The sequence below is a fragment of the Mixta mediterraneensis genome (genome assembly GCF_030283135.1).
Taxonomy (GTDB): domain Bacteria; phylum Pseudomonadota; class Gammaproteobacteria; order Enterobacterales; family Enterobacteriaceae; genus Pantoea; species Pantoea mediterraneensis.
Window position 1 is genome coordinate 256,576 of record NZ_JASUAZ010000001.1, and the last position, 20,957, is coordinate 277,532.

The 20,957-nt window shown below is 51.1% G+C and carries 17 protein-coding genes and 1 pseudogene; 6 read left to right on the forward strand and 12 right to left on the reverse strand.

What is annotated here, in order from left to right:
• The first annotated feature begins 2 nt into the window (after positions 1-2).
• On the forward strand, positions 3-323 hold the full coding sequence (locus QRY16_RS01220; RefSeq protein WP_289775350.1) for a YdbL family probable chaperone protein: 321 nt from the start codon (positions 3-5) through the stop codon (positions 321-323).
• 103 nt (positions 324-426) lie between these two features.
• Here the strand turns inward: QRY16_RS01220 and azoR are convergent, their stop codons facing one another.
• Entirely contained in the window at positions 427-1,026 is a 600-nt protein-coding gene (gene azoR, locus QRY16_RS01225; RefSeq protein ID WP_289775351.1) for an FMN-dependent NADH-azoreductase, read from the reverse strand.
• Between the two features lie 255 nt (positions 1,027-1,281).
• Here azoR and hrpA point away from each other — a divergent pair, with 255 nt between their 5' ends.
• Positions 1,282-5,181, forward strand: coding sequence for an ATP-dependent RNA helicase HrpA (gene hrpA, locus QRY16_RS01230; protein ID WP_289775352.1), 3,900 nt, complete (start codon positions 1,282-1,284; stop codon positions 5,179-5,181).
• 206 nt (positions 5,182-5,387) lie between these two features.
• Here the strand turns inward: hrpA and QRY16_RS01235 are convergent, their stop codons facing one another.
• The 6 genes and pseudogenes from QRY16_RS01235 to rstA all read right to left on the reverse strand — a co-directional run bounded on the left by QRY16_RS01235 (position 5,388) and on the right by rstA (position 10,450).
• Positions 5,388-6,197: a trypsin-like serine peptidase gene (locus QRY16_RS01235; RefSeq protein WP_289775353.1), complete on the reverse strand. Its 810-nt coding sequence runs from the start codon at positions 6,195-6,197 to the stop codon at positions 5,388-5,390.
• Positions 6,198-6,304: 107 nt separating this feature from the next.
• Positions 6,305-6,394, reverse strand: coding sequence for a small membrane protein YdgU (gene ydgU, locus QRY16_RS22310; RefSeq protein WP_476738965.1), 90 nt, complete (start codon positions 6,392-6,394; stop codon positions 6,305-6,307).
• A 75-nt stretch (positions 6,395-6,469) separates the two neighbouring features.
• Positions 6,470-6,760, reverse strand: a pseudogene (gene asr, locus QRY16_RS01240) (acid resistance repetitive basic protein Asr); the annotation flags it as partial.
• Positions 6,761-6,917: 157 nt separating this feature from the next.
• Positions 6,918-8,405, reverse strand: coding sequence for a carboxypeptidase M32 (locus tag QRY16_RS01245; RefSeq protein ID WP_289775354.1), 1,488 nt, complete (start codon positions 8,403-8,405; stop codon positions 6,918-6,920).
• Positions 8,406-8,426: 21 nt separating this feature from the next.
• Positions 8,427-9,728 (reverse strand): two-component system sensor histidine kinase RstB, encoded by a 1,302-nt coding sequence (rstB, locus tag QRY16_RS01250; protein WP_289775355.1) that lies wholly within the window; start codon positions 9,726-9,728, stop codon positions 8,427-8,429.
• Positions 9,725-10,450 carry a two-component system response regulator RstA gene (gene rstA / locus QRY16_RS01255; protein WP_193404210.1) on the reverse strand — a complete coding sequence of 242 codons (726 nt, stop codon included), beginning with the start codon at positions 10,448-10,450 and terminating at the stop codon, positions 9,725-9,727. The genes rstB and rstA overlap by 4 nt, the downstream gene beginning before the upstream one ends.
• Before the next feature lie 179 nt (positions 10,451-10,629).
• Here rstA and QRY16_RS01260 point away from each other — a divergent pair, with 179 nt between their 5' ends.
• Positions 10,630-11,043 (forward strand): hypothetical protein, encoded by a 414-nt coding sequence (locus QRY16_RS01260; protein ID WP_289775356.1) that lies wholly within the window; start codon positions 10,630-10,632, stop codon positions 11,041-11,043.
• Here the strand turns inward: QRY16_RS01260 and QRY16_RS01265 are convergent.
• Both QRY16_RS01265 and ydgH read right to left on the reverse strand, forming a co-directional pair.
• Positions 11,040-12,431, reverse strand: a complete 1,392-nt coding sequence (locus tag QRY16_RS01265; protein WP_289775357.1) for an amino acid permease — start codon at positions 12,429-12,431, stop codon at positions 11,040-11,042. The two genes, QRY16_RS01260 and QRY16_RS01265, sit on opposite strands and share 4 nt — an antisense overlap.
• A 204-nt stretch (positions 12,432-12,635) precedes the next feature.
• Positions 12,636-13,589 carry a DUF1471 family protein YdgH gene (ydgH, locus tag QRY16_RS01270; RefSeq protein WP_289775358.1) on the reverse strand — a complete coding sequence of 318 codons (954 nt, stop codon included), beginning with the start codon at positions 13,587-13,589 and terminating at the stop codon, positions 12,636-12,638.
• A 540-nt stretch (positions 13,590-14,129) separates the two neighbouring features.
• On the opposite strand from ydgH, the gene pntA reads away from it, so the two are divergent.
• Both pntA and pntB read left to right on the forward strand, forming a co-directional pair.
• On the forward strand, positions 14,130-15,659 hold the full coding sequence (pntA, locus tag QRY16_RS01275) for a Re/Si-specific NAD(P)(+) transhydrogenase subunit alpha (RefSeq protein WP_289775359.1): 1,530 nt from the start codon (positions 14,130-14,132) through the stop codon (positions 15,657-15,659).
• A gap of 3 nt (positions 15,660-15,662) precedes the next feature.
• Positions 15,663-17,051: a Re/Si-specific NAD(P)(+) transhydrogenase subunit beta gene (gene pntB / locus QRY16_RS01280; protein WP_193404205.1), complete on the forward strand. Its 1,389-nt coding sequence runs from the start codon at positions 15,663-15,665 to the stop codon at positions 17,049-17,051.
• Between the two features lie 58 nt (positions 17,052-17,109).
• Here the strand turns inward: pntB and uspE are convergent, their stop codons facing one another.
• Together uspE and QRY16_RS01290 are read right to left on the reverse strand one after the other, a co-directional pair.
• Complete coding sequence (gene uspE / locus QRY16_RS01285) at positions 17,110-18,066, reverse strand: universal stress protein UspE (protein WP_289775360.1); 957 nt, start codon at positions 18,064-18,066, stop codon at positions 17,110-17,112.
• 119 nt (positions 18,067-18,185) lie between these two features.
• Positions 18,186-18,938: a fumarate/nitrate reduction transcriptional regulator Fnr gene (locus QRY16_RS01290; protein ID WP_289775423.1), complete on the reverse strand. Its 753-nt coding sequence runs from the start codon at positions 18,936-18,938 to the stop codon at positions 18,186-18,188.
• A 309-nt stretch (positions 18,939-19,247) separates the two neighbouring features.
• On the opposite strand from QRY16_RS01290, the gene smrA reads away from it, so the two are divergent.
• The gene (gene smrA / locus QRY16_RS01295; protein WP_289775361.1) at positions 19,248-19,814 is read left to right on the forward strand and encodes a DNA endonuclease SmrA; all 567 of its coding nucleotides are present in this window, start codon (positions 19,248-19,250) and stop codon (positions 19,812-19,814) included.
• Here the strand turns inward: smrA and QRY16_RS01300 are convergent.
• On the reverse strand, positions 19,811-20,731 hold the full coding sequence (locus QRY16_RS01300; protein WP_289775362.1) for a LysR substrate-binding domain-containing protein: 921 nt from the start codon (positions 20,729-20,731) through the stop codon (positions 19,811-19,813). The two genes, smrA and QRY16_RS01300, sit on opposite strands and share 4 nt — an antisense overlap.
• Positions 20,732-20,957 lie beyond the last annotated feature (226 nt).

Here is a 20,957-nt window from a genome sequence, read left to right on the forward strand (position 1 = left end):
GCATGAAACGCATGAGCGCGGCGCTGCTTCTGATGTGGATGATTGCCCAGCCCGCATGGGCGTTAACGCTGGATGAAGCGCGTCAGCAAGGTCGTGTGGGCGAGACGCTTTCGGGTTATGTCGCCGCCCGCCAGCAGGACAATGAAACCCAGGCTTTAGTGAAACATATTAACGAAGGACGCCGTACGCAGTATCAGCGGCTGGCGCAGCAGAACGCTCTCACGACTTCAGACGTTGCCAGCATCGCCGGTCAAAAACTGGTAAGCCGTGCAGCCGCAGGCGAATATGTGCGCGGTATTAACGGTCAGTGGCGACAAAAATAGCCGGCTGACTCACAACATTTCACGTTGAGGAAGGCGGTCAAAAATAGAAAGCATAAAAAAGCCGGGTATTAAACCCGGCAACATACAACGGCATCAAAAATGATTAAGCGGCAACGATTTGTTTGATGGCATTTTTAGCATCGTCAGTGGCTTTGGTCGCCACTTCTGGGCCGTAAGCGATGCCTTCAGCAAAGACGAAATTCACATCGCTGATACCAATGAAGCCCAGGAACAGCTTCACATAGGGGGTCAGCAGATCGGATGCGGTGTCTTTGTGAATGCCGCCACGGCTTGACAGGATCACGGCACGTTTACCTTTCACCAGACCTTCTGGACCCGCTTCGGTGTAACGGAAGGTCACGCCAGCGCGAGCAATCAGATCGAAGTAATTTTTCAGCTGCGTTGGAATGTTGAAGTTGTACATTGGCGCAGCAATCACGATCACATCATGCGCTTGCAGCTCAGCAATCAGCGCATCAGACAGTGCCAGCGCTTCTTGCTGACGTGGGCTTAATGGCGCGTCAGAAGGGCGCAGCGCACCCACCAGTTCGCCATCCAACACCGGAATTGGGTTTGCGGCCAGGTCACGAAGGGTCACTTCGTCTCCATTAGCTTTTGCCTGATCAACGTAGTAGTCAGCCAGTTGGCTTGATTGTGAGTAACCGGCAAGGATGCTGGATTTCAGAACTAAAACTTTGCTCATGGTATTTTCCTGTCTGTAACGCGGAAGGCTTCCCGCTCAATGATTTACACTCTACGGTTAACAGCCGTAGGGTGAAAGCGCAATATTTCGAGAGCGATGTTCGAATTTATTGAACAAGCCAAACGGCCGTGCGGTGCCGGCAGGCATTGAAATATGCTATTATGCGCACAATTATTTATTCAATCAGCGGGTTAACCCAGCCTCTGGGGCGCTGTATTTCACAGCGATACCGCCTGAGTAAGGTACGTCATTACTATGTCATCACCGGTTTCTTCTCCACTTGCACCGCTCTGGGCGCGGCTTGATACTTTGATGCTGCGCGATCGTCAGCGCTTGCAACGCTGCCTGCACGGTGCAAAAAAAATTAAAAATCCTGCGGCGCAGCAAGACATTGCAGCAGAGCTCGAACAGGATTTCGCCGCTGCCGAACAGCGAGTGGCGCAGCGTATCGCCGCTACGCCCAAAATCACTTTCCCGGCGAATTTACCGGTTAGTCAAAAGCAGCAGGAGATTGCCGACGCAATTCGCGACCATCAGGTGGTGATAGTGGCGGGCGAAACCGGTTCAGGTAAAACGACCCAGCTGCCGAAAATTTGCTTAACGCTGGGGCGCGGCGTGAAAGGGCTGATAGGCCATACTCAGCCGCGCCGCCTGGCGGCCCGCACGGTGGCGAATCGCATTGCCGATGAACTGGAAACCTCTCTCGGTGGATGCGTTGGTTACAAGGTGCGTTTTAACGATCAGGTCAGCGAAACGACGCAGGTGAAGCTGATGACTGATGGTATTTTGCTGGCAGAAATCCAGCAGGATCGCCTGTTGTTGCAATACGACACGCTTATCATCGATGAAGCGCACGAGCGCAGCCTGAACATTGATTTTCTGCTCGGCTATTTGCGAGAGTTGCTGCCGCGTCGTCCCGATCTGAAAATCATTATTACGTCGGCAACCATCGATCCGCAGCGTTTTTCACGCCATTTTAACAACGCGCCGGTCATTGAAGTTTCAGGTCGCACGTATCCGGTGGAAGTGCGTTATCGTCCGATCGTGGAAGAGGCCGATGACGGCGATCGCGACCAGCTACAAGCCATTTTTGATGCAGTCGATGAGCTTGGTCATGAAAGCCGGGGCGATATTCTGATTTTCATGAGCGGTGAGCGTGAAATTCGTGATACCGCCGACGCGCTGATGAAGCGCGACCTGCCGCATACTGAGATTTTGCCGTTATATGCACGCCTGTCGAATGCGGAACAAAACCGGGTATTTCAGCCACACAGCGGGCGCCGCATTGTGCTGGCAACTAACGTAGCGGAAACCTCGCTTACCGTACCGGGGATCAAATATGTCATCGATCCCGGCACCGCACGTATAAGCCGCTATAGCTTCCGCACCAAAGTGCAACGCTTGCCCATCGAACCGATTTCACAAGCCTCTGCTAATCAGCGAAAAGGGCGTTGTGGGCGCGTATCAGAAGGGATCTGCATTCGCCTCTATTCTGAGGATGATTTTCTCAGCCGCCCGGCGTTTACCGATCCTGAGATCCTGCGTACCAATCTGGCCTCGGTTATTTTGCAAATGACCGCGCTGGGATTGGGCGATATTGCTGCGTTTCCGTTTGTTGAAGCGCCGGACAAACGTAATATCCAGGATGGCGTGCGGCTGCTGGAAGAACTGGGCGCCCTGACGCTGAACGACGAAAACGGACACTACAAACTGACCGGCTCAGGTCGCCAGCTGGCGCAGCTCCCTGTTGATCCAAGGCTGGCTCGCATGGTGCTTGAAGCACAAAAATATGGCTGCGTGCGGGAAGTCATGATTATCACCGCCGGTTTGTCGATTCAGGATCCCCGTGAACGGCCAGCCGAGAAAAAGCAGGCGTCGGATGAGAAACATCGCCGCTTTGCGGATAAAGAGTCAGACTTTCTTGCTTTTGTTAATCTGTGGAATTACCTGAGCGAGCAACAAAAAGCGTTGTCAGGCAATCTGTTCCGTCGCCAGTGCAAGAGTGACTTCCTTAACTATCTGCGCGTGCGCGAGTGGCAGGATATTTATATCCAGCTGCGTCAGGTGGTACGTGAACTCGGCATTCCGGTTAACAGCGAACCCGCTGGATTTCGCGAAATCCATTGCGCTTTGCTCACTGGCTTGCTGTCGCATATCGGTCAAAAAGATGCTGAAAAGCAAGAATTCACTGGGGCACGCAATGCGCGCTTCGCCATTTTTCCGGGCTCAGGGTTATTCAAAAAGCCGCCTAAATGGACGATGGTCGCTGAACTGGTGGAAACCAGCCGGTTATGGGGACGCATCGCCGCCCGCATTGATCCTGAATGGATCGAGCCGCTGGCGCAGCATTTGATTAAGCGCAGCTACAGCGAGCCGCACTGGGAGAAATCGCAAGGTGCGGTGATGGCAAGTGAAAAAGTGACGCTTTATGGTTTGCCGATTGTGGCCGCGCGTAAGGTTAATTACGGCCGCATCGATCCGACATTGAGCCGTGAGCTGTTTATTCGTCATGCGCTGGTGGAAGGCGACTGGCAGACGCGCCACGCCTTTTTCCGCAACAATCAAAAGCTGCGTAGCGAAGTCGAAGATCTGGAACATAAATCACGCCGTCGTGACATCCTGGTTGATGATGAAACGCTATTTGCGTTTTACGATCAGCGTATCGGCAAAGATGTGGTGTCGGCGAAACATTTTGATAGCTGGTGGAAGCAGGCCAGCCGCGATAACGCTGAGTTGCTCAACTTTGATAAGCAGATGCTGATTAAAGAGGGCGCGAATAAAGTCAGCCAGCTTGACTATCCGAATTTCTGGCAGCAGGGCAACCTTAAACTGAAACTGAGTTATCAGTTTGAGCCTGGCGCGGATGCGGATGGCGTAACAGTACATATTCCGCTTCCGCTGTTGAATCAAGTCGAGGATCAGGGCTTTGAGTGGCAGATTCCCGGCGTGCGGCGTGAATTAATTATCGCTCTCATTAAATCGCTGCCGAAGCCATTGCGCCGTAATCTGGTGCCTGCCCCCAATTATGCCGAAGCCTTTTTAGGACGCGTAACTGCCATGGAACTGCCTCTGCTGGAAGCGTTAGCGCGTGAGTTTCGACGCATGACGGGCGTAACCCTGGAGCGCGAAAACTGGCAATGGGATCAGGTGCCCGATCATCTTAAAATGACGTTTCGCGTAGTGGATGAGCACAATCGTAAGTTACAGGAAGGCAAAGATTTGACCGCGCTGAAGGCGCTGCTGAAAGGTAAGGTGCAGGAAACATTGTCAAAAGTGGCTGACGACGGCCTTGAGCAGAGCGATCTACATATCTGGAGTTTTGGCGATCTACCGCGCAGCTATGAGCAGAAACGCGGCAGCTATCAGGTAAAAGCCTGGCCGGCACTGGTTGATGAAAAAGACAGCGTAGCGATTCGCCTGTTCGACAGTGAGCAGGAACAACAAAAGATGATGTGGCGCGGGCAGCGTCGCCTGCTGTTGCTCAATATTCCGTCGCCCGTGAAATATCTCCATGAGAAGCTGCCCAATAAAGCTAAGCTGGGCCTGTACTTCAATCCCTACGGTAAAGTACTGGAGCTGATTGATGACTGCATCGCCTGTGGCATCGACAAGCTGATGGCAGAAGCGGGCGGGCCTGCCTGGCAGCAGGATAATTTCGAGAAGCTGCATGAAAAAGTGCGTGGCGAGCTGAATGAAACGGTGGTCGCCATCGCCAGACAGGTCGAGCAGATCCTGACCGCCGTATTTAATATCAATAAGCGCCTGAAAGGACGCGTAGATATGACGCTGGCGTTGGCGTTATCGGATATTAAGATGCAGATGAACGGATTGGTTTATCGCGGTTTCGTGACCGGCAACGGCTGGAAACGGCTGGCCGATACGTTGCGTTATCTGCACGGTATTGAGCGTCGGCTGGAGAAACTGCCGGTCGATCCCCATAGCGATCGTGCGCGTATGTTGAAAGTCCAGGCGGTTGAGCAGGCTTATCAGGCGTGGCGCAATAAATTGCCACCGCTGCGTCAGGATGATGAAGAAGTCGTGAATATTCGCTGGATGATTGAGGAATTGCGGATCAGCTACTTCGCTCAGCAGCTTGGTACACCCTATCCGATTTCCGATAAACGAATTTTACAGGCGATGGAGCAGGTTGCTTAACGGAGTAAATACGGGAAGGTTCGCTCGCCAGAAAGCCCGCCTGCCTGTGGATCGCTAGCGCCATCAGTAACGCAGGCGCTTTGCGCTTCGGAAACGCCTCGCGGATGAGACGGGTAAACAGACGCCCTGGATGCCAGTGAGATTCAGGCCGTCTTTACGCAATAACTCAGCCTCTCTGACGGAATACTCCAGTCAGGCTTTACGTTTTACTGCGCCAGGGCTTCTAGCTTATCGCGAAACGATGTCACCGCAATTGCCCGGTTATCCGCCAGATAGCGATCCTTCGCCGCTGGCGCTGAACTTTGCACGGCAATTAACTGCCAGCCTTTATCACTGTTCAGCAGCAACGGGGAGCCGCTATCGCCCGGCAGCGTATCGCACTGATGCGACAATACCGCCCGTTGCGCCCAGCCGGTGATCACACAATCGCTGTGCGAATAGAGCGTATCCAGATGATCTTCAGGGTAGCCTGCCTGCGTCACCTTACGGCCTGCCTCTTTTAACGCCGTGGTCAGATCGCTACGCGAACCGGCAAAAAGGGGAATCGGTGTGATGGCGGAAGGGGGGTTACGTAAAATCACCAGGCCATAATCAAGGGGAGCCGCGCTGCTCGGCACGATCCAGCCTTCGCCGTCCGCTTTCAGATGGGTTGCAAGAGAAGGCTCAACGCGTGCATCAATATCGTGGATTTCATAACGCCAGCCTTTATCGCTGGCCATAAAACGCAGCGCCACGGGTTTATCAAAATTGCCCGGAGGCGTTAATAAGCAGTGTCCGGCGGTTAACGCCAGATGGGGCGAAATGAGCGTCGCGGTGCATAAGTTGCCGCTTTCGGTCTCAAGCTGACCGGTGGCATCCCAGGGGGAATCCATAATATCGCCGATCGCTTTGCGGTGATCTTTACCAAAAAACAGCGTCTTGATTTCGTCAGGATTGGGCGCGTCATCGTCATCATCGGCATGCACAACGGTGTTAAAACTGAATAATCCAATAAGTAACAAAATAGCCAGGCGCATAGTTCTCTCAGTGGCGAGAATAAGTAGGGGATGTTGTCATCACGCTTGAGCGATAACTATAGTCGGTGAGCGGTAAAAAAGGGAGTTTTATTGGGATTATCAGCACACTACAACGACCAGATAAAAAAGCAGGCTGCGACTATGCCGCACAGGATCATCACAATCAGAATAATTTCGAAGCGATAGCGATGCACCATTTCAGCTACTCCAGTAAAGAAACACCCGGCAGGACCGGGTGTTTTTAATCGTCGAATCTTCAGGGCTAAGGCTTATTTCTTAGCAGCTGGTTTTACTACTTTCTTGTGGTGAACTTTCTTAGCTGCCTGCGCTTTCTGTGGTGCTGCTTTTTTCACCGCTTTCTTGTGGTGAACTTTTTTAGCTGCCTGTGCTTTCTGAGCGGCCGCTTTTTTGTGTTTCTTGTGCGCGGTTTTGTGTGCGGTTTTTGCTGGCGCAGCGGTGGTCGTTGCAGCAGTAGGAGCAGGTGCAGCGGTAGTTTCAGCCGCGAAAGCAACAGAGGACAGACCCATAGCAGCGGCGATCACCAGCGCAAATAATTTTTTCATTGCAAATTCCTCGGACTATTTTTTCATGAGTAGCCCACTGCGGGGCCGGTGATAAGACTCTATGTAAAGCGAGGAAAGGTTTCCGTGGGTGTTTGGTATCGGCGTGTAACGGATTGTACGAAGCAGGAGAAATGGCGGCTCCTGAGCCGCCAAAAACTTAACTGTTTAAGTAACGCTGCTCAAGATGCTGACGGAAACAGGCGGGGTTCAATGCTTCGCCAGTGGCGTTCAGCAGTAATTGCCCGGTAGAGAAACGGCTGCCATGCTGCCAAATATTTTGTTGTAGCCAGTCAAATACGGGCTGCAATTCGCCATCCTTAATGCATTCGCTCATCTGTGGAATGGCTTTTTTCACCGCCTGGAATAGCTGCGCCGCATACATCGCGCCGAGTGTATACGTTGGAAAATAGCCAAATGCGCCGTCGGTCCAGTGAATATCCTGCATACAGCCGTCACGATAATTGCCGCGCGTATCAATGCCGAGCGACTGCTGCATTTTTTCACCCCACAAGGCTGGAATATCGTCAACTTCAATCTCGCCTTCAATTAGCGCCCGCTCGATCTCGTAACGCAGCACGATGTGCGCGGGATAGCTGAGCTCATCGGCATCGACACGGATATAACCTGGCTTTACCTGCTGAGTCAGACGAACAAAATTGTCAGCCTGCAAGGCGGGCTGATCGCCCATCAGAATTTTTATGTGCGGCAAAAGGTAGTGCAAAAATTCACGGCTGCGTCCTAACTGCATTTCCATAAACAGGCTTTGCGATTCATGAACAGCCGTTGAGCGTGCCAGCGCCACAGGCTGGCCGCGCCACTGCTGGGGTAAATTCTGCTCGTATCGCGCATGTCCGGTTTCATGAATCACGCCCATCATGGCACTAAGAAACTCATTTTCGTTATAACGCGTGGTGATACGCACATCTTCCGGCACGCCGCCGCAGAACGGATGGACGCTGACGTCAAGGCGACCGTGATTAAAGTCGAACCCCAACGCTTTCATAATGTGCAATCCAAGCTCGCGCTGAGTATGAATCGGGAAGGGGCCGCGCGGGTGGATAACCGTCTGTTGCGCCTGTTTTTCTACTACCTGCTGAAGCAGCTCCGGCAGCCAGGTTTTTAACTCACCGAAGGTGCTGTCGAGTTTGGCACTGGTCATGCCGGGTTCGAAAATATCCAGCAACGCGTCATAACGCGAGCTGCCATTCGCCTCCGCACGCAGTTGCGCTTCTTCACGACTTAAACGCACAACTTCTTTCAGATTGACGGAAAATCCTTGCCAGTCGTTAGCCGGACGTTGCTGACGCCAGGCGTGTTCGCAACGTGAACCGGCAATCGATTTGGCTTCAACTAAGGAGGCGGGTAGCAAGGTCGCTTGCTGATAAGCGCGACGCATTTCGTGCAGGTTAGCGCGCTCAACATCGTTCAGTGTTTGCTGTTCAGCCGCCTGAATCAGATCGCCAACACGTTTGTCGGTCAGGATCTCATGTTGCAGTACGCTCATTTCCGCCAGCGCTTCACCGCGTGCACGACTACCGCCCGGTGGCATGGTGGTTTGCATATCGCATCCGGCGATGGCGGTAAGATGGCCGAAACGGGAAAGGCGCTGAAAAGTAGCGCTAAGTTGTTGATACGCTGAGGACACGTCATGCTCCTTGTCAAAGTTTTAACGCAGCGGAATTTCCCGCAAGGGTAGATCAACCGGCCAGCAAAAGCGAACGCTGGCACCGCCGAGCGGGCTACTCTCAATAGTCACATTACCGTTAAGCGCCTGGGCAATGGAATACACAATGGCCAGACCCAGCCCACAGCCACCGGTAGCGCGATCGCGGCTTGGATCCAGGCGGACAAAAGGTTCGAACACCCGCTCACGCTCTTCAGGGGGAATACCCGGCCCGTCATCTTCAACCTGTAGAAAGCCTAATGAACCGTCAAACCATAAGCTGATGCGCAGGCGTTGCTGAGCATAGCGCAGGGCATTGTTTATCAGGTTGTCTAACACGCGCTCCATTAATCGGGTATCGGAAATGCCATGATTTTCACGCTGCGGCAGGTCGAGATCGATTTGGGTTTGTGGATTGATGGTGCGGAAATCGTCCAGACGCTCCCGCAGCCAGTTCGCCAAATCGAGGGATTTTAGGTTTAAATCGACGCGTGGGCGATCGAGTCGGGCATAGGTGAGCAGTTCTTCAATCAGGCTTTCGAGCTGCCCAATATCACGGTTCAACGCGGCTGATTCAGCCTCCGTCAGGTTATCACTCATCTCCAGCCGGTAGCGCAGCCGTACCAGCGGAGTGCGAAGTTCATGAGCGATGCCATCAATCAGCTGCTTTTTACTGGCGACCAGCGTATTGATATTGTCCGCCATCTGGTTAAACGCAATGCCCAAACGAAACAGGCTTGAGGCGCTGTCAAAATGGGTGCGGACATTCAACTCGCCGCGTCCGAAACGCTGGGCTGCCTTTTCTAATCGCTGCATCTCCTTCCAGTGCGGGCGCATCCAGATAAATACCGGCAGCGCCAGCGACATGCCGATAAAAACCAGCAGGGCAATGTCCAGCAGGCGCATCTGGTGCAGATAAAACAGATAAGGAATCGGCCCAACCGATAACACATAATGGCTACGCGAGATGTGTTGTAAGAACGTGTACTGATCGTCAAGCGCGACGATTTCACCGGCGCGCAGGCGCCGCATATCGTTTTCGTCCAGCTGATATTTATTCAGCGGTTCAATGTGCAGATCAAATGACAAGCCGAGATCAAGGCTTTTAATGGTTTTGTTCCAGTTGCGCGGGGGGATTTCACGTAGCTCGCTGCGGATCAAATACAGCGAGCTGGCCATCAAATCATTCATTGATTGTCGCCCGGCACGTTCAGCCGTGAATTTATAAACCAGACCCACCAGCAGCGTCATTACCAGAAAGCAGACAAACAGCAGCAAATAGAACTGAATAAAAAGTTTTCTCATACAGCGCGTGTATCCCACGCCTGTGGAGCAAAAAGATACCCTTTGTTACGAATCGTTTTGATGCGGAACGGTTCGGTCGCGCTGTCGTGCAGCTTTTTGCGCAGGCGCGAAATAGCCACGTCAATACTGCGATCTAACCCATCATAACTTACACCACGTAAGGTCTTGAGCAGCGCATCACGATTAAGGATCTGTCCGGCGTGGCTGGCCAGAAACCATAACAGCTCAAAATCTGCGGTAGAGAGGGCGATTTGCTCATCAAACAGGGTGACCTGACGATTGAGGGCATCAATCGTTAAAGAGCCAAAACGCAGCATTTTATGCGGCGTATTGCTGATGGGGGATTCACCCGTCTGGCCTTGTTGTGACTGGCGCAAATGAAGGCGTAACCGGGCCAGCAACACCGCAGGAGGAGTAGTTTTCAGAATATAATCTTGTGCGCCCATCTCAAGAGACAGAATATGGTTCATATCGCTGTCAAGCGACGTCAGTAACACAATCGGGCCTTGCCAGTTGGCGCGCAAATCACGGCAGATCGTCATGCCGTCTTTACCGGGCAACATAATATCCAGCATCACCAGATCGGGCTGTGCCTGAGCAATGGTTGCCTCAGCGCGATCGCCGCGCGTCTCAACAATCACATCTATATCATGACGCCCCAAATAAGCGGCAATCAGTGAGCCAACTTCAGGCTCATCTTCAACGTAAACGATTTTGTTCATAATGGGCAAAGGCATGTAAGTACGGGCCGCAGCATAACTTTTCCCGCTATTAAGTTCCGCGCTACCGCACGAAATATCCTTATGTTACTGGTATAGAGCCAGCATGATGTGGCATCATTAGCTCTGCGTTTTTTCGCGCAAGCTTCGGAACCGCAACGATAAACATGAGGAGCGTGAGTGTGTCTGATAAAGAGCTGGCTTCAGCCATACACTGTGACCGCATCTGCTTCAATTACACCGATTTCCTTTCCGCATCTTGTAAAAAACGCTGGAGTCTCGTTGATGCCATTTATGGCGTATTACCGATTTTTGGCATGGTAACACGCAAATCTGCGCACAGTTTACAGGCCAGCGATGAGCATCTAAAAGAATTAGCATTACAAATCATTTCAACGCAGGTGAGTGACGAGATTAACATTGCTCGCCTGATCACGCTGGCTGAACAGCAACATATCAGCCGCTTTGATATTCAGCTGCCTTATCCGCTCTCTGGCCAGCAACTGGATGCAATCCAGCAGGAATACCGTAAACCTCTGACGTTGTCACAGCAGGGTGACCTGCTGTGCGTCTCCATTCCCGGCCAGTCTCATTAGGCCATTAATCGCCACGTTGCAGGCAGTGTTGCTGCAATAATTAATCCCATTGCCACGCGTTCAAGTGACGTAAGCGCAATATTGCTACGGCCGCCACGGCGCGCAAATAAAAATAACAGCATACCTGGCGCATAGAGCACCACCGACATTAGCAGGTGCATTGGACCAGACGCATAAAGCAGCCAGATACCATATAGGCTGGCACCGATACCGATGGCTAACGCCAGCGGCTGTTGCTGACCGCGCACAACCTTGATGAGATATAAACCCACCAGTAAATAGGGCACCAGAATCATTTCGGACGCAATATTTAACAGCGTATTGTAATCGGCATGCGTCAGAGCGATAGCGATCAGGCAAATCTGAACGCTGCCATTCGTCAGCCAAAGTGAAGCAGCAGGCGCATTTCGCGGATTCTGACGAGCGATACTGCGGGGGAAAGCCCCTTGCTGTGCAGCAATAAAAGGGATTTCCGCTGCCATTATCGTCCAGCTCAGATAGGCGCCGCAGACGGAGACAATCAGTCCCAGCGCAATAACCGCATCCCCTCCGTAACCAATCAAATGCGTCATTAAACCCGCCATGGAAGGATTACGCATTTCTGCCAGCTCAGCGCGCGGTACGATACCTAACGACAATAATGTCACCAGCAGGTAAACCAGCAGTGCAGCTAACACAGCCAGTAAGGTGGCGCGCCCGACATCTTTTTTATTTCGCGCCCGTGCAGAAACCACTACTGCGCCTTCAACGCCAATAAAGACCCACAAAGTAATTAGCATGGTCTGCTTAATTTGCTCCCACAGCGGTTGTCCGAGCGTGACGCCCGAAAAGTCGAAGTGAAAGCGGTCATAACTGAACGCCATTACGGCCAGGATGATGAACAGCAAGAGTGGAACTAATTTACCCAGTGTTGCCAGCAGATTGATAGCTGCCGCGGTTTGCACCCCACGAAGCACTAAACTATGTACCAGCCACAGGAGCACTGACGCGCCCAGCATAGCCTGCCAGGTGTTACCGTCGCCAAAAACGATACGATCCGGCGTGTCAGTAAAAAAGCTCAGCGCGGAAAATACAATCACCAGATAAGAAACGTTGGCGATCACCGCACACAACCAATATCCCCATGCTGAGCAGAACCCCATCAGTTCGCCAAAACCGGCGCGTGCGTAGGTAAAGATGCCGCCATCTAATTCAGGTTTAAGACGCGTCAGCATCAGCATGGCCAGCGCAAGAAAAATAATGCCAACCCCGGTAATTAGCCAGCCAATGAGTAACGCGGCTGGGCCGGCTACGGCTGCCATATTCTGTGGCAGGCTGAAAACGCCTGCGCCCAGCATGGAACTGAGCACCAGCGCTGTCAGGGCGCCAAGACCTAATTTTTTCTCCAAAACATCCTTCCTGCTAGCATAAGTAACTGGGTAAAACGGCGAACCTTAAATTTATATCGTAGCTCAGATGGGAAAGACGATAAAATCCCCTGAAAAGCAGGCGGCAGATTTTACGGAGTACAGGAAGAGATGGCAACGCGTGTTTATGCAAAATTGGGCAGGAATTATGCAAACAGCAGGGCGGCTGGCACCGCCCGGCGATGATTACTTAAAGAGGTCCGCGGTGACGGTTAAATTACCGCCGCTCTGATTCTGCCATTGGCGTGTGACGTGGTAATATTTGGCACCTTTATCAGCTGCGCGCTTCGCCACTTCTTCAGACACTTCGGTTGGTGAACCGAAATGACCAGTGAAGGTTACGGTATCAAATGGCTGCATTTGCGCTGCGGTAATCGCATTCACTTCCTGAATGGATTTCCCATCTGGCGTCGTTACGGTGTAACGTTTTCCGGTAGAGCTTTGCGTTTCAAAGAAACGTCCCACGCTGCGGCTTGGTGTTTCAGACGATGCGACGCCCGGAATTTCTACTTTTTTCGCTGCTGCGCCACCCGCTGCCAGAGCAGTTTTACCTGACTGAGAATCAGCCGGAATCAGGTTCGGACTTTGTACCTTACGTTCTTTGGCATCCGCTTTATAAACATAGGCAGTGATGTATTGGTTGCCGCCGTTGTTGGCATCGATCTGACGAATAATAAAGAAAGAGGCTGCGCCTTTAGCTTTCGCGGCTCTGGAAATGGCGTCATTGACATCTGGCTGACTGGCGAAAAAACCACTGGCTGAGACGGTATCGAACGGCTCCAGTAAATAGGCTTCCGCCTTTGGCAGCTCTTTCACACCATTAAAGCTGCGATAGGTTTTTTTGTCTTTCTTTTCAGCTGCATTCGTTTTGTACAGATCGGCGGTGACGCGCCAGTTGCCGCTGTTGCCGTTGCTGTCATTGATACCCTGAATGTAGTAGTAGGCAGCGCCTGACTCATCTGCGCGCTTTGACACCGCGTCGGCAGCATCGCCAATCGCGTTGAAACGGCCGGTGATATTAATACGTTCGAATGGCTTCAACGCGGCCGCTTTTTCCGGCGTGAGTTCCTGTGCAGCAAATGCATTGGCTGCTAACAGCGATAACAAGGTGGACGCCAGAATAGTGTTCTTCAGCTTCATAAAAATGATCCTTCGCCTTACGCAAAAATGAGTACGAAAACGTGCTGGACTCTTGATGTATAACAGATTAGCCGCTGATTATTACATGTTATAAACAGGCTGTCGCAGCCATTTTTTGCGACATATCTCGTTAACCGCTATCGCTTTTTCATTCAATCGTCACGCCTTGCTGTTATGGCTGTGTTTCATTGGGATAACCACTATTAGTGGTAAGGCTTAATGTTATAACAGTTAATGTATTGTTAAATAAAGGTTTTTATCGAAGTGATGTGCGCCATGATACGATTTTTCATAGTCGATAATTTTATTTAACGGACGGATGCCAGTGATAAAAGGCGGAATTTATTCTGTGATACTGAATAATAATGTGAATGTCATAAGGATGTATTATCGCTATAGATCACTCGTCATATTTTCAGTAGGTTATAAACACTTCGAAACAAGTACATTTCATTCATAAGCGCCTGAAACAGTGTTTCAGGCGTTGTGTTGTTGTGTAGCTAACAGGCCATCATCCTTTAACCGATGAAAGGGAACATTATGTTAATTGGAATTCCCAAAGAACGGTTGTTAAACGAATCGCGCGTAGCTGCTACGCCAAAAACGGTTGAACAACTGATTAAGCTGGGTTTTAGCGTGACCATTGAGCATGACGCCGGTAAACGCGCAAGCTTTGAAGATGAAAGCTACGTTGCCGCAGGCGCGACACTTGCTGACCGCCAGCAGGTTTGGCAATCCGCTATCGTTTTGAAAGTGAACGCACCAGACGATGAGGAGATCTCGCTGATACGTGAAGGCAGCACTCTGGTGAGTTTTATCTGGCCAGCACAAAATCCTGCACTACTGGAAAAACTGGCTGCACGCAATGTTACCGTGATGGCAATGGATTCGGTGCCGCGTATCTCGCGCGCTCAGTCCCTTGATGCGCTGAGCTCAATGGCGAATATTGCGGGTTATCGCGCAATTGTAGAAGCTGCCCATGAATTTGGTCGTTTTTTTACCGGGCAAATTACGGCAGCGGGTAAAGTCCCCCCGGCTAAAGTTATGGTGATTGGCGCAGGTGTGGCAGGGCTGGCGGCAATTGGAGCAGCAGGTAGTCTGGGCGCAATTGTGCGAGCCTTTGACACCCGGCCAGAAGTAAAAGAGCAAGTGCAGAGCATGGGCGCCGAGTTCCTTGAGCTGGATTTTGAAGAGGAAGCAGGTAGCGGCGACGGCTACGCCAAAGTGATGTCGGAAGCCTTCATCAAAGCCGAAATGGCATTGTTCGCGAATCAGGCTAAAGAGGTTGACATTATTGTCACCACCGCTCTGATCCCAGGGAAAACCGCACCAAAGCTGATCACCGAAGAGATGGTGGCCAGCATGAAACCGGGCAGTGTTATCGTCGATCTGGCGGCCCAGACCGGGGGAAACTGTGCTTTAACTGTCGCCGACCAGGTCACCGTAACGCCGAATGGCGTAAAGATTATCGGTTATACCGATCTGCCAAGCCGTCTGCCAACACAATCTTCACAGCTATACGGTACTAATCTGGTCAATCTGATTAAATTACTGTGCAGAGAAAAGAACGGCGACATTGCTGTCGATTTCGACGACGTTGTGGTGCGCGGTGTGACTGTGATTCGTGATGGCGAAATCACCTGGCCAGCTCCGCCGATTCAGGTGTCTGCCACACCGAAAGCGGCAGCTACCGTTGAGCCGGTGCAAAAAACTGACGCTAAACCGACATCACCGCTGCGTAAATACCTGCTGATTGCCCTGGCGATTGTGCTGTTTGCTTGTCTGGCAAACGTAGCGCCGGGCGAATTCCTGTCGCACTTCACGGTTTTTGCGCTGTCCTGCGTGGTGGGGTATTACGTGGTATGGAACGTGAGCCATGCACTGCATACGCCGCTGATGTCGGTAACCAACGCCATCTCAGGCATCATCGTGATCGGCGCGGTACTGCAAATGGGCCACGGCGGATGGGTCACGTTTATTTCCTTTATTGCGGTGCTGATCGCCAGCATCAATATTTTTGGTGGCTTTACGGTCACCCAACGCATGCTGAAAATGTTTCGTAAGGGGTAACACATGTCTGGCGGATTAGTCACTGCAGCATACATTGTTGCCGCAATTCTGTTTATTTGTAGCCTGGCTGGCCTCTCAAAACACGAGACGTCTAAGCAGGGTAATACCTTTGGTATCAGCGGGATGGCGATCGCGCTGATCGCCACTATCTTTGGTCCAGACAGCGGTAATGTGGCCTGGATACTGTTAGCGATGGTGATAGGCGGCGCGATTGGTATACGTCTGGCAAAAAAGGTCGAAATGACCGAAATGCCCGAGCTGGTCGCCATTCTGCACAGCTTCGTTGGTTTAGCCGCAGTGTTAGTTGGCATCAACAGCTATATCGACCATGCGCCTGGCCTGCCGGATGTGATGGAAAACATCCACCTGAGCGAAGTTTTTATCGGGATCTTCATTGGTGCCGTAACGTTTACGGGTTCACTGGTGGCGTTTGGCAAGCTGTGTGGCAAGATTTCATCGCGCCCGCTGATGCTACCGCATCGCCACAAGCTGAACCTGCTAGCGCTGATCGTTTCGTTCCTGTTACTGCTGTGGTTTGTTAATACCGACAGCACCGGCGCGCAGGTATTTGCGCTGTTAGTGATGATAGTGATTGCACTGGCTTTCGGCTGGCATCTGGTGGCGTCAATTGGCGGCGCGGATATGCCTGTGGTGGTTTCCATGCTGAACTCCTATTCGGGGTGGGCGGCAGCGGCAGCGGGTTTTATGCTGAGCAATGACTTGCTGATCGTCACCGGCGCGTTAGTCGGTTCTTCGGGTGCCATTCTGTCCTACATTATGTGTAAGGCGATGAACCGCTCCTTTATTAGCGTTATCGCGGGTGGATTTGGTACGGATACCCGCATCGATAGCACAAGCGAAGAAGTCGGGGAGCATCGTGAAATCACCGCTGAAGAAACGGCTGAAGTGCTGAAAGCGTCCTCTTCGGTGATTATCACGCCAGGCTATGGAATGGCTGTGGCGCAAGCGCAGTATCCGGTTGCTGAAATCACCGATAAGTTGCGTGCTCGCGGTATTAACGTCCGTTTCGGCATCCATCCGGTAGCGGGGCGTTTGCCAGGACATATGAACGTACTGTTGGCTGAAGCCAAAGTGCCCTACGATGTCGTGCTGGAGATGGATGAAATCAATGACGACTTCAGCGATACCGATACTGTACTGGTGATTGGTGCTAACGACACGGTGAACCCAGCGGCGCTGGAAGATCCGCACAGTCCTATTGCCGGGATGCCCGTGCTGGAAGTGTGGAAAGCGCAGAACGTGATTGTATTTAAGCGTTCAATGAATACCGGTTACGCCGGCGTGCAGAATCCGCTGTTCTTTAAGGACAATACACAGATGTTATTTGGCGATGCCAAAGCCAGCGTCGAAGGTATTTTAAAAGCACTGTAGTAACCTGTAGTAAAAAGGGCGGCTAAATAAGCCGCCCTTTTTTCAATTCTAATGACGATTAATCGTCCTGATCCTCTTCGTCATCCAAATTAATCGGTGATTTAAAATCATCCGGCTTAATCGCCAGTAAATCACAGCGTAAATGATCGATAACCTGTTCAGCGGTATTACCAAGGAAAGCCGCCGATAAACCGGTACGTCCAATGGTGCCTAAAACCACGACACCTGCGTCTAAATGCCCGGCTAAATCGGGAATCACCTCTTCAGGCAATCCCCTCGCAACGTGTGTGAACTCTTCACTAATCGAGAACTTTTGACGCAAGGCTTTCATTGCTACTAAATGCTGGCCGCGAATGGCGTCGTTATATACGCTGGGATCAAAGTCAGGCAGTTCGATGGCGATATTGATCGGCGTGATGGGATAAGCACCGACCAGATGTACTTCGGTGTGGTTAACCATTTCGGCAAGCTTCACCGTTTCGCGAATCAGTTTCTGATTCAATCCATCATGATGCGGCTCTTCGCTGGCGAGGTTAACCGCAACAACGGCTTTGCCGCCTTCCGGCCAGGGCTGATCTTTCACCATCCACACCGGACAAGGACATTTGCGCAACAGATGCCAGTCGGTAGGCGTAAAAATCACCGCTTCGAGGCGATCATGTTGATGCGCCATTTTCAGGACTAAATCATGATTGTGGCTCAAGACTTCCTGAATAATGGCTTCATAAGGTCGGTTGTGCCAGATAACCTTAATCTCAATTTCAACGCCCGCCTCAAGATAAGCATGCGCCTGTTCACGAATCCATTCAGTTCGTTGGCTAATAACACCCTGACGCATTGAAGAGCGTTCATCAGGCGAAAGCAGGGTAGTCATCTCATACGAAAAATCATAAATAGGCAAAAAGGCTTTGATTTTGCCGCCGATGAGTTGATTAAGATAAACCGCCCGGCGTAATGCCGGTTGATCGTCTTGTTGTGCATCAATGGCGACCAGAATATTTTGGTAGCGGGACATAAGGGCACTCTCCATAAACCAAAGCGATTGGATCAAAGATAGCCTATGTTCATGCGGGGAAAAAGAGAAAAAGTTGTTGCCGGATCAATTAAATAACATTTAACGAACCGGCAAATTTATTAAGCTGCCTGATGACTCTGTCCTGCGAGTTCAGCCAGTAACGAATGGTTTTCAATAGTAATATATTTTCCTTTAACCGCCAGCATGCCGCTTTTTTGGAAGCGTCCTAATAAACGACTAATCGTTTCAACGGTCAGGCCGAGATAATTACCGATGTCTCCGCGTGTCATAGTGAGGCGGAATTCGCGCTGTGAAAAACCGCGTTGACCAAAGCGACGCGAGAGATTCCAGACAAACGCCGCTAAACGCTCTTCTGCATTCTTTTTCGATAGCAGCAGGATCATATCCTGATCGCCTTTAATTTCGCCGCTCATCAGACGCATCATCTGCTGACGTAGGGCGGGCATTTTACCGGAAAGATCGTCCAGCGTTTCGAAAGGAATTTCGCATACCATTGCCGTTTCTAATGCCTGCGCAAAGCTGGGATGATTACCGCCCATGATGGCATCAAATCCCACTAAATCACCCGCCAGATGAAAACCGGTGATCTGTTCGTCACCTTGTTCAGTGATGGTATAGCTTTTTAGGGTGCCGGAGCGGATGGCGTAAAGCGATTTCAAATCATCACCCGCTTTGAAGAGTGTTTGACCTTTTTGGATGGGTTTTTTACGCTCAATAATATTGTCGAGTTGATCCAGTTCATGCTCGTTAAGCGTAAAAGGGATACATAGCTGGCTGATACTGCAATCCTGGCAGTGAATAGCACAACCGCCTGACTGAATACGTCGAATGCTGCGTTTTTCAGGGATCATAATGATAGCTCTACGATAGTTGCCTGGGGGTAATTTTAACATTTTTCAGGCTGAAGGGAATGTATGCAGGCAGCTTTAAGCTTACAAAGTATAAGGTTGGTTTAATAAATCTAAAACAGAGGAACCACGGGCCGTAGAGCTCAGGCAATGGCGGTTTTGTCACGAAATGTTGCCATTTTTTGATCCAAAACATAAATTTTCTTTTGCTGGTTATCGCCAAAAATGCGTTTAGCGTAGCAACTGCCTATTTACTATGATTGCTGACTGAGCCAGTTTTGCATTTCCTCAATAAAACAGGTGTGAATAACCATGAATCTTGATGACGACAATATTTTTCGAGCTGCCATGGGTGAGGTCACGCCACTGAAAGATACGGCCAATACCTTATGGTTAAAATCACCGTCTACTAAGGCACCCCGGCAGAGACAACCCGAAGCGGAGCAGGAAAACTTCCTGACGCGAGGCTATCTGGATATTGTGCCGCTGGATACCTTGCTGGAATACAAAGCGGATGGCATTCAGCAAGGTGTACTGGACAAACTGCGCAAAGGTGAATATCCCCTGGATGCCAGCCTGAATCTGCTGCGCCAGCCGGTTGAAACCTGTCGTCAGGCAGTGTTTAGCTTTATCCAGCAAGCGCGCAAAGACAGCCTGCGTAATTTGCTGATTATCCATGGTAAAGGGCGTAGCAATGAATCCCACGCTAACATCGTGCGCAGTTATTTAGCTCGCTGGCTGAAACAGTTCGATGATGTACAGTCTTTTTGCGTGGCCCAGAGTCAACACGGCGGCAGCGGGGCGTTATATGTTGGTATGCGCAAAACCGATAAAGCGCGTCTGGATAACCGCGAACGGCATGCCAAACGCAGCCGTTAATTATGGAATTTGCGGATGGTCGCCATCAGAACTTCAGCGCTCAGACTCAACGTATTACCGGTCCGGGTGATAATCCCCACCGGTTCGCCGGGGCCAGAAGAGTTAATCGGCAGGGCGCAAACGGCATTGTGAGTCAGATCTTCTTTAATCGCGCCAGAAGGGACAAACCAGATATAGTCATAACGTAATGCAAGCTGACGCGCCAGAGACGTTGATGACGTCTCGACACAATTAGGCGGCAGCACGCAGCCTTGTTCATCCAGCATCTGCTGAGCGATGCGGCGTGGTGCTGTACCTTCAGGTGAAATCACGACTGGCCACTGCATCGCGCGCGAAAGCGTGACGTTGTCACTCAGAAGCGGATGTTCGGGTCGCACCACCAGCTTTAACGTTTCGAGAAACAGTAATTCGTAGGTTAAACCGGTCATCATTTCGCTATCGGCCATTCGGCCAATGCCAATATCAAATTCGCCCGCTTTTAGTCCAGCCAGTAACACATTATTATGCAGCGTCGCAACCTGTACCGTCGTGTTCGATTGCAACTGATGAAAGCGATCCAGGATTTGTGGCAGCATACCCATGGCAGCCGTTGTCAGCGCACCTAAACGAATAATAACAGGACGATCGCTGAGCGGTTCATTAAAACTCTGGCCGGCGTGATTCAGCGCATCCAGAACTTTTACGGCGTGAATAAGGAATTGCTCACCCATCGTCGTGAGTTGCGCGCCCAACCGACCCCGCTCAAAAAGCCGTACACCGGTAAGTTCTTCCAGCTCATTAAGTGTTTTTGATAGCGCAGGCTGACTCAGACTAAGGGTTTCTGCCGCCCGGCCCAGCGTTCCCTGCTGCGCAACGGCAACAAAGGTATGTAAGTGGCGCAAGCGAATGCGCTGATTAAAAATGATGTTTTTGTTCATTATTCAAACTTAATGATAATTTCAGCGTGCCAGCAAGCTTAAAAGCTGGAAATTGTTAACTTTGCTGCAAAATTACATTAACAAAATAGCGGCTCGCAGCGGAATCAGCAATAACCTACTGAAATTTGAAAAGAACATGCACCGAAGAGAGTGTCATCGCTGTTTTCAGAGCGGCAGGATAATCAATACCTTACTCATAAAAAGGTTGAATAATTCTCAATACGCT

Bases quoted from the DNA above. Each gene is read 5' to 3' on its own strand.
- ydgH (WP_289775358.1), bottom strand. From the start codon at position 13,589: ATGAAGCTGAAGAACACTATTCTGGCGTCCACCTTGTTATCGCTGTTA.
- uspE (WP_289775360.1), bottom strand. From the start codon at position 18,066: ATGTCCCGCTACCAAAATATTCTGGTCGCCATTGATGCACAACAAGAC.
- ydgU (WP_476738965.1), bottom strand. From the start codon at position 6,394: ATGGTGCATCGCTATCGCTTCGAAATTATTCTGATTGTGATGATCCTG.
- pntB (WP_193404205.1), top strand. From the start codon at position 15,663: ATGTCTGGCGGATTAGTCACTGCAGCATACATTGTTGCCGCAATTCTG.
- hrpA (WP_289775352.1), top strand. From the start codon at position 1,282: ATGTCATCACCGGTTTCTTCTCCACTTGCACCGCTCTGGGCGCGGCTT.
- QRY16_RS01220 (WP_289775350.1), top strand. From the start codon at position 3: ATGAAACGCATGAGCGCGGCGCTGCTTCTGATGTGGATGATTGCCCAG.
- smrA (WP_289775361.1), top strand. From the start codon at position 19,248: ATGAATCTTGATGACGACAATATTTTTCGAGCTGCCATGGGTGAGGTC.
- rstB (WP_289775355.1), bottom strand. From the start codon at position 9,728: ATGAGAAAACTTTTTATTCAGTTCTATTTGCTGCTGTTTGTCTGCTTT.
- rstA (WP_193404210.1), bottom strand. From the start codon at position 10,450: ATGAACAAAATCGTTTACGTTGAAGATGAGCCTGAAGTTGGCTCACTG.
- azoR (WP_289775351.1), bottom strand. From the start codon at position 1,026: ATGAGCAAAGTTTTAGTTCTGAAATCCAGCATCCTTGCCGGTTACTCA.
- QRY16_RS01290 (WP_289775423.1), bottom strand. From the start codon at position 18,938: ATGATCCCTGAAAAACGCAGCATTCGACGTATTCAGTCAGGCGGTTGT.
- pntA (WP_289775359.1), top strand. From the start codon at position 14,130: ATGTTAATTGGAATTCCCAAAGAACGGTTGTTAAACGAATCGCGCGTA.
- QRY16_RS01300 (WP_289775362.1), bottom strand. From the start codon at position 20,731: ATGAACAAAAACATCATTTTTAATCAGCGCATTCGCTTGCGCCACTTA.
- QRY16_RS01235 (WP_289775353.1), bottom strand. From the start codon at position 6,197: ATGCGCCTGGCTATTTTGTTACTTATTGGATTATTCAGTTTTAACACC.